The organism is Synechococcus sp. UW179A (assembly GCF_900473965.1).
Lineage (GTDB): Bacteria > Cyanobacteriota > Cyanobacteriia > PCC-6307 > Cyanobiaceae > Synechococcus_C.
Genome location: NZ_UCNJ01000007.1, coordinates 55558 through 61979 on the forward strand (window position 1 = coordinate 55558; position 6422 = coordinate 61979).

At 55.1% G+C, this 6422-nt stretch carries 6 protein-coding genes; 3 read left to right on the forward strand and 3 right to left on the reverse strand.

Features of this window, described 5'->3' with window-relative positions:
* Window positions 1-17 precede the first annotated feature (17 nt).
* The 3 genes from DXY31_RS03265 to DXY31_RS03275 form a co-directional block, all read right to left on the reverse strand.
* On the reverse strand, window positions 18-866 hold the full coding sequence (locus tag DXY31_RS03265) for a phosphatase PAP2 family protein (protein ID WP_114992091.1): 849 nt from the start codon (window positions 864-866) through the stop codon (window positions 18-20).
* A 138-nt stretch (window positions 867-1004) separates the two neighbouring features.
* The gene (locus DXY31_RS03270) at window positions 1005-1277 is read right to left on the reverse strand and encodes a hypothetical protein (RefSeq protein ID WP_114992093.1); all 273 of its coding nucleotides are present in this window, start codon (window positions 1275-1277) and stop codon (window positions 1005-1007) included.
* Complete coding sequence (locus tag DXY31_RS03275; protein WP_114992136.1) at window positions 1274-1453, reverse strand: DUF3721 domain-containing protein; 180 nt, start codon at window positions 1451-1453, stop codon at window positions 1274-1276. Before DXY31_RS03275 ends, DXY31_RS03270 begins: the two co-directional genes overlap by 4 nt.
* Before the next feature lie 170 nt (window positions 1454-1623).
* Between DXY31_RS03275 and DXY31_RS03280 the strand changes: the two genes are divergently transcribed.
* The 3 genes from DXY31_RS03280 to DXY31_RS03290 form a co-directional block, all read left to right on the forward strand.
* A complete protein-coding gene (locus DXY31_RS03280) occupies window positions 1624-2148 on the forward strand; it encodes an efflux RND transporter periplasmic adaptor subunit (protein WP_137024880.1) in 525 nt (174 codons plus the stop codon).
* A 46-nt stretch (window positions 2149-2194) separates the two neighbouring features.
* Window positions 2195-5302 (forward strand): efflux RND transporter permease subunit, encoded by a 3108-nt coding sequence (locus tag DXY31_RS03285; protein ID WP_114992097.1) that lies wholly within the window; start codon window positions 2195-2197, stop codon window positions 5300-5302.
* 281 nt (window positions 5303-5583) lie between these two features.
* Window positions 5584-6422, forward strand: an 839-nt coding sequence (locus tag DXY31_RS03290) for a hypothetical protein (protein ID WP_137024881.1), incomplete at its 3' end; no start/stop codon positions are given.

Below are 6422 nucleotides of genomic sequence, written 5' to 3' on the forward strand. Positions count from 1 at the left end.
TCATGCCACGCCCAACCTCATGGTTGAAAGGCTCTTCTCTCCAGGTCGCAGTTTCCGTTAGGGGAAAGCCCCTGACGGCGCATGGCCTGGACTTCCGCTTTTGCGGCTCTCAGATCAGCGCGGAAAACTGGATCGTTCTGCAATTGAGCCACGGTGCCTGAGGCGATCAGCTGGCTTGCCTGTACATCACTCAGCCAGTGCACATTGCAGATGTAGCGGCTCTTTCCATACTCGATCCCTCTCGCCAGGATTGCATCGCGCCTTTCCGGTGCGATCTCGCTGAGAACCAGTGCCCATGCCCATCCGGCAGCGGTATGGCCCGAGGGGTAGGAGCCATCGCCTCTCAGCAGTGTCTCCTCATCTGGAGTGCAGATCGGCTTGCCATTGACCATGAACGGCCTTGGACGTTGATAGTTGTTTTTGGCCTTGTAGGTGGCCAGGCCGGCATCGGTCAGGGTGCGTTGCAACAGGGTGTACAACCTTGGTGTTCCCTCCTTGGTGACCGGAACTCCAAGGGCGCATGAATAGATCGCTGCTGCTTCGGGAAAATGCAGATTGGCATCGATCGCGGCTACTTCCCAACGTGGAGTCCCCTGAAGCGGGAAGGTCGATTCGGCATTGGCAACATCAAGGTCGTAGGCCAGAAAACCCTGTTTGGGGTGAGGCGGCAGCAGTTTCAGGGAGTCGGGTACTGACTCAGTGGCCAGATAACCCTCGAGAAGCCCATGCTTGATGGTTTTGAGATTCGCCGGTGAGCCAACGTCCGGTTCGCAGTAAGTCGGTGTCTGTGCTCCCGCCGGCAGGACTACAACGCCGATGCCAGCAATCAATCCCACAGCAGCACAGCTGGACGCGAATCGACTCATTGATGCTTGTTGTTCGTTCGTTAACGGGTTAGCAATCCTTCAGGATCAGCAACAACCGTCTGGTCTCCAGGTCTGCACTCAATGGATCAGAAGCGTTAGATCAGGCGGGAGTCGAGCAGATTTGTCGACATTTAATTGTCAGCTACGTGGCTTGATCAGCAGTGTGACGCCTGACGCTGTGATGACAACGGTGAGAACTCCAAGCAGCGCTGGATAGAACGACTGCAGGTTCAGCAAGCCGAACCTGCCGGTATGGATCTTCAGTAACCAGAACGCATCAATTCCCTGTTCCAGCAAAACGCTGTAAAGAGAGCCGCTGATCGCTGTGATGAGCAATGGCGCTGCTGCGATCGGAACAAGCCAACGGTGAACGCGTCGTGCCTGACGCTGTGGACTAAGGCCGCGCTTCATTGCTTTCGCAGCTGTTGATGCAGTTCACGCTCATCTGCGCACGGCATCCAACGACCATTGTTTTCATGCACTGTGTTGCAACCGATCTCTTCAGCGCGTTGGCGTGCTTCGGTTTCTGTTGCATAGAGGCCCTTGCTGTGGGCCAGTGCAGGGTTCGACAACACCAAAGCAGACATCACAACACCAGAGATCCCAACAATCGTTGTGCGTGCAATGGCAAGAGCTGAAAAAACCATGTTTCGAGTGGAGGTTCAGACCCTCAGGCAGTGTGTATTGGATGTGGAATCAACCAATCTTGCCTCTGCTGAGTGTGCGCTGGTTGTTGATGAAGCTGCTTTGAGGTCTTTTGTCGTGGCTGGAGCATCAGTCAGTTGGCGTCGAAGCATTCAGATATCTAAGTGGTGTCACAACGGTGGTCATTGATAACCATTCTCACCACAATGGAAGGAACGACGAATTGTGTATGCGTGCTCTTGCTTTCACCTGTATCGCTGCCATCGCCGGTACCAACGGCTTATTTGTGGCTCCAGTGTGGTCTCATGCTGGCCATGGCGATGAGTTTGTCCAGACCGGTTCTGTGGGCCAGGTGAAGGCCAACCTCAAACGCGATCAGTTGCTCGGGATCGTTTCTGAAAAGCCCAAGGTCGAGGCCAATGGTCAGTTGAGTGTGCCGAACGTTGCCATTGTCAAGGCGAATGGAGAGCCCTATGTCTTCGTCTTCAGCGGAACAACCTACGACCCGGTCGTCATCAAGCCAGGCGCCGTTTCTGTTGATCGCACGGTGGTTCTGGACGGTGTGACAGCCGACGAGAAGATTGTCGTTTCCGGTGCTTTGTCGATCTTCGCTGAATCGCAGAAGAACAAGCGCTGAATCAGCTCATTCTCTGTCTGTCCTTCAGCGATTCAACTGCTCATCAATGTTCAACAATCTGCTGAACAATATTCTGCGTTGGTCGATTGCCCGCAGATGGCTTGTGCTGATCAGCTCTTTGCTGATCAGCTTCGTCGGCGTGATCAATGTTTTGCAGATGCCGCTGGATGTGTTCCCGCCTTTTGCACCACCTCAGGTAGAGATTCAGACCGTCGCGCCGGGTTTAGCGCCCGAGCAGGTTGAGCATCAGATCAGTGAGCCGATCGAGGCGGCTGTTAATGGTCTTGGAGGCGTGGATCTGGTTCGATCCGCTTCCAAGCCCGGTCTGTCGATGGTGCAGGTGGTGTTCCGTGATTCGGCCAGCTTGGAGCGTGCCCGCCTGGCCGTATCAGAACGGTTGCAGCAAGTGCGTATGCAGCTGCCTGAATCGGCGGAGGCTCCGGAAATTTCGCCGTTGCTCTCACCCCTGGGAACGATTCTTCAATACGCATTCACGCTTCCGGAGAACGCCTCCCGCGAGCAGGCCTTGCAACTACGCACGCTCGTGCAGCGCACCTATGAACATCCGCTGCTGGCTATTCCCGGTGTGGCACAGGTCACGATCTATGGGGGTGACACTCCTCAGACCCAGTTGCAGCTTGATCTCAGGGCTCTGAAGGATCAGGATGTCTCTCTAAATGAAGTGGTTGAAGCTGCTGGCAACGCCCAGTTCAATGGTCGCGGTGGTGTGCAGATCTCTGGCGGTCAAGAGCGTCTGATCCTCAGCGACCATTCCATTAACAATGACGACGACATCACGCGTTCCGTGGTCCGTGCTGGTGATGGTCGTGCCATTCCCCTCGGTTCGCTGGCAAAGGTGAGCTCCGGAGCTGCGACGCGCCGCGGCGCCGCAAGCCTGAATGGACAACCGGCTGTGGTGTTGATGATCAACAAACAGCCCGATCTGGATACGCCTCAGCTGACGCGCGCTGTTGAAGACAGCATGCGTCGGCTTCAGACGTCACTTCCCGCAGATGTCTCGGTCACTCAGACGTTCCGTCAGGCCAAGTTCATCGAGATCGCCATCCGCAACGTAACTGAATCGCTCTTGCTTGGAGTGGTGATCGTTGCCGTGGTGCTTCTGCTGTTCTTGATGAACTGGCGAACGGCCTTGATTGCCCTCAGTGCCATTCCTCTTTCATTGCTGGTTGGTCTGTTGCTGATGCGTGGGCTCGGACTTCAACTGAACACCATGACTCTTGGCGGTCTGGTGGTGGCGATTGGTTCCGTTGTCGACGATGCCATCGTTGATATGGAGAACTGCTATCGGGGTTTGCGCAGCAACCGGCTTCAGGGCAAGCCGTTGAATCCTCTGGATGTGGTGTTCAGCACCTCGGTTGAAGTGCGACAGCCCGTGCTCTTCTCCACCTTGATCATCGTTGTGGTGTTCGCACCGATCTTCACGCTCAGTGGCGTGGAGGGGCGTATTTTCATGCCGATGGGGATCGCCTATGTCCTGTCGATCATTGCCTCGACGGCAGTTGCGCTCACCTTGTCACCGGCACTTTGTGCCTTGCTCTTGAGTCGTGCTCCCCTGCCGGCTTCTGCGTCATGGGTGGAATCTCGTATACAGGCTGTTTACAAACCCCTGCTCGAGTGTGTCCTGAGGTCACCTCGTCGAGTGCTTGTGCTGGCTGTGTCTGTGGTGATTGCCACCTTGTTAATTCTTCCCAGTCTGGGCAGGGTTTTCCTGCCTGAGTTCCGTGAGCAGTCACTGGTGAACTCCATGGTGCTCTACCCCGGTGTCTCTCTGGAGATGACCAGCCGAGCGGGTCGACTGCTCTCCCAACAGCTCCAGTCCAGCGACGATGTGGAGTGGGTGCAGGTGAGAGCCGGCCGTGCACCGGGCGATGCCGATGGCGCCGGGGTGAACATCGGCCATGTTGACCTGGAATTGAGTGATCAGGCCATGCGAAACCGTCCCGCTGCGATCGCCCGTATCCGCGAGGTTTTTGTTGACCTGCCTGGTGTGGCACCCAACGTGGGTGGATTCATTTCACACCGAATGGATGAGGTGTTGTCAGGGGTGCGTAGTGCTATCGCGATCAAGATCGCCGGCCCTGATCTGCTGGAACTGCGTGATCTCGGCGAGCAGGTCCGCGATGTGGTGGGCGAGGTGTCCGGAGTGGTTGATCTGCAGTTGGAGCCGCAGTTGCCCGTGCCTCAGATCCAACTGCGGATCGATCGCGAGGCGGCACTGCGTGAGGGAGTCAGCATTGCCTCACTGGCGAGGACCGCTGAGGTGGCTCTGCATGGAACGACCGTTGGCCAAGCGCCCTCCTCCGGTGTTTCGTCGGCCCCTCTTGTTGTGACGCTTCCTGCTGAGCAGCAGGGCGAGCTGCAGTCGCTGAAGCAGCTTCCGATCCGAACCGCATCTGGAGCGTTGAAGCCGCTCGGCGATTTCATGACCTTTGAACAGACGACGGGTCCCAACGAGATCAATCGCGAGGATGTCTCCCGAAGAATCGTCGTGTCGGCCAACGTCGCTGGCCGTCCCCTTGGGCCTGTGGTCAATGACATCCGTCGGCGTGTAGAGCAGTCGGTGAAACTGCCCTCTGGCTACACCCTGCGCTATGGGGGGCAGTTTGAGTCTGAACAGCGCGCCACCCGTTCTCTGGTGCTTTACAGCCTGCTCGCTGCTCTAGTGATCGCGGCGGTAATGGTGGTAGCTGTTCGCTCTCTGCCTGCCACAGTTGCCATCCTGCTTAATCTCCCGCTTGCACTTGTGGGGGGGCTTGTTGCGGTTTTGCTCAGTGGCAGTGTGCTTTCCGTGGCATCACTGATCGGCTTCATCACTCTGTTCGGCGTAGCAGTCCGCAATGGCCTCTTATTGGTTGACAACTACAACCGACGTCATCAAAGGGGTGAGAGCCTGAAGGCGTTGATCCGAGCTGGCACCCTCGACCGTCTCAACGCGATCCTGATGACCGCCCTCACCTCATCGCTGGGGATGTTGCCTCTGGCGCTGGCCTTTGGCGCTGGCAACGAGATTCTGCAGCCGTTGGCGATCGTGGTACTGGGTGGTCTTACAACCTCAACATTTTTAACCCTTGTTGTGATCCCTGCTTTATATGTTCGATTTGGTAGATGGTTGTTACCTACGGCGTCTTCATGACCTGCTTTGAGACTACTGCTCTGATGATTGAGGTGATATTTGCCGCATCATTTAATGGCATTCATCCAATATTAATCGATGCTTTGGATGTGATTTAACTGGTTAATACTCACTCTAATGCATGCCTACCAGTAGGTGGGCTTGTTAAATAGTCGCGATGTGACCTAATCGTGATCATGCTTGCATTTTTTGATAATTCTGCTGAGGGTAGTTGTTGTTCAGTCGTTAATTGAATCTTTGCTCTGTTTACTCTTCATTCAGTTACGCAGATCAGGATTCATATGGCATTCACACTGGAATGGCCTACATCAGTTGTGAGGATTCAGAGCGGAAGCGAGGTGAGTTTGTATGGCTATGTCCAGGATGGTCGGGCTGGAGAAGAACTGCAGGTGCAGATCCGTCATTTGGACAGTGGTCAGTACTGGAGACCGGATGGAACGTTTGGTGATGTGATGAATCATCAGGCCACTGTTGTTGATAGCAGCGGCCATTGGCGTCTGATGCACACACCGCAAGCAGCAGGTGAGTATGAGATGGTTGTTGTCTACACCGACGCAGAGAGAAAGACTGGTGCCCGCAGCACGACGTTCAACGTACTAGGTGATACGTATGTGAATCCATTTGCCGTATCAGCAGACCCTGAGATCAATGGTTCCATTGATTCGGGTTCTGATGAGTTTGATGATGCCAACTTGATGGATAACACGGAGTTTAATAAGGATTCTGCTGAGCTGATAGAGGATTCTCTTCTGTCAGCGTCTGCTGCAAGTTTCACACTGGAATGGCCTACATCAGTTGTGAGGATTCAGAGCGGAAGCGAGGTGAGTTTGTATGGCTATGTCCAGGATGGTCGGGCTGGAGAAGAACTGCAGGTGCAGATCCGTCATTTGGACAGTGGTCAGTACTGGAGACCGGATGGAACGTTTGGTGATGTGATGAATCATCAGGCCACTGTTGTTGATAGCAGCGGCCATTGGCGTCTGATGCACACACCGCAAGCAGCAGGTGAGTATGAGATGGTTGTTGTCTACACCGACGCAGAGAGAAAGACTGGTGCCCGCAGCACGACGTTCAACGTACTAGGTGATACGTATGTGAATCCATTTGCCGTATCAGCAGA

Excerpts from the sequence above, each read along its gene's own strand:
- DXY31_RS03270 (WP_114992093.1), bottom strand. The coding sequence starts at position 1,277 with ATGAAGCGCGGCCTTAGTCCACAGCGTCAGGCACGACGCGTTCACCGT.
- DXY31_RS03265 (WP_114992091.1), bottom strand. The coding sequence starts at position 866 with ATGAGTCGATTCGCGTCCAGCTGTGCTGCTGTGGGATTGATTGCTGGC.
- DXY31_RS03275 (WP_114992136.1), bottom strand. The coding sequence starts at position 1,453 with ATGTCTGCTTTGGTGTTGTCGAACCCTGCACTGGCCCACAGCAAGGGC.
- DXY31_RS03285 (WP_114992097.1), top strand. The coding sequence starts at position 2,195 with ATGTTCAACAATCTGCTGAACAATATTCTGCGTTGGTCGATTGCCCGC.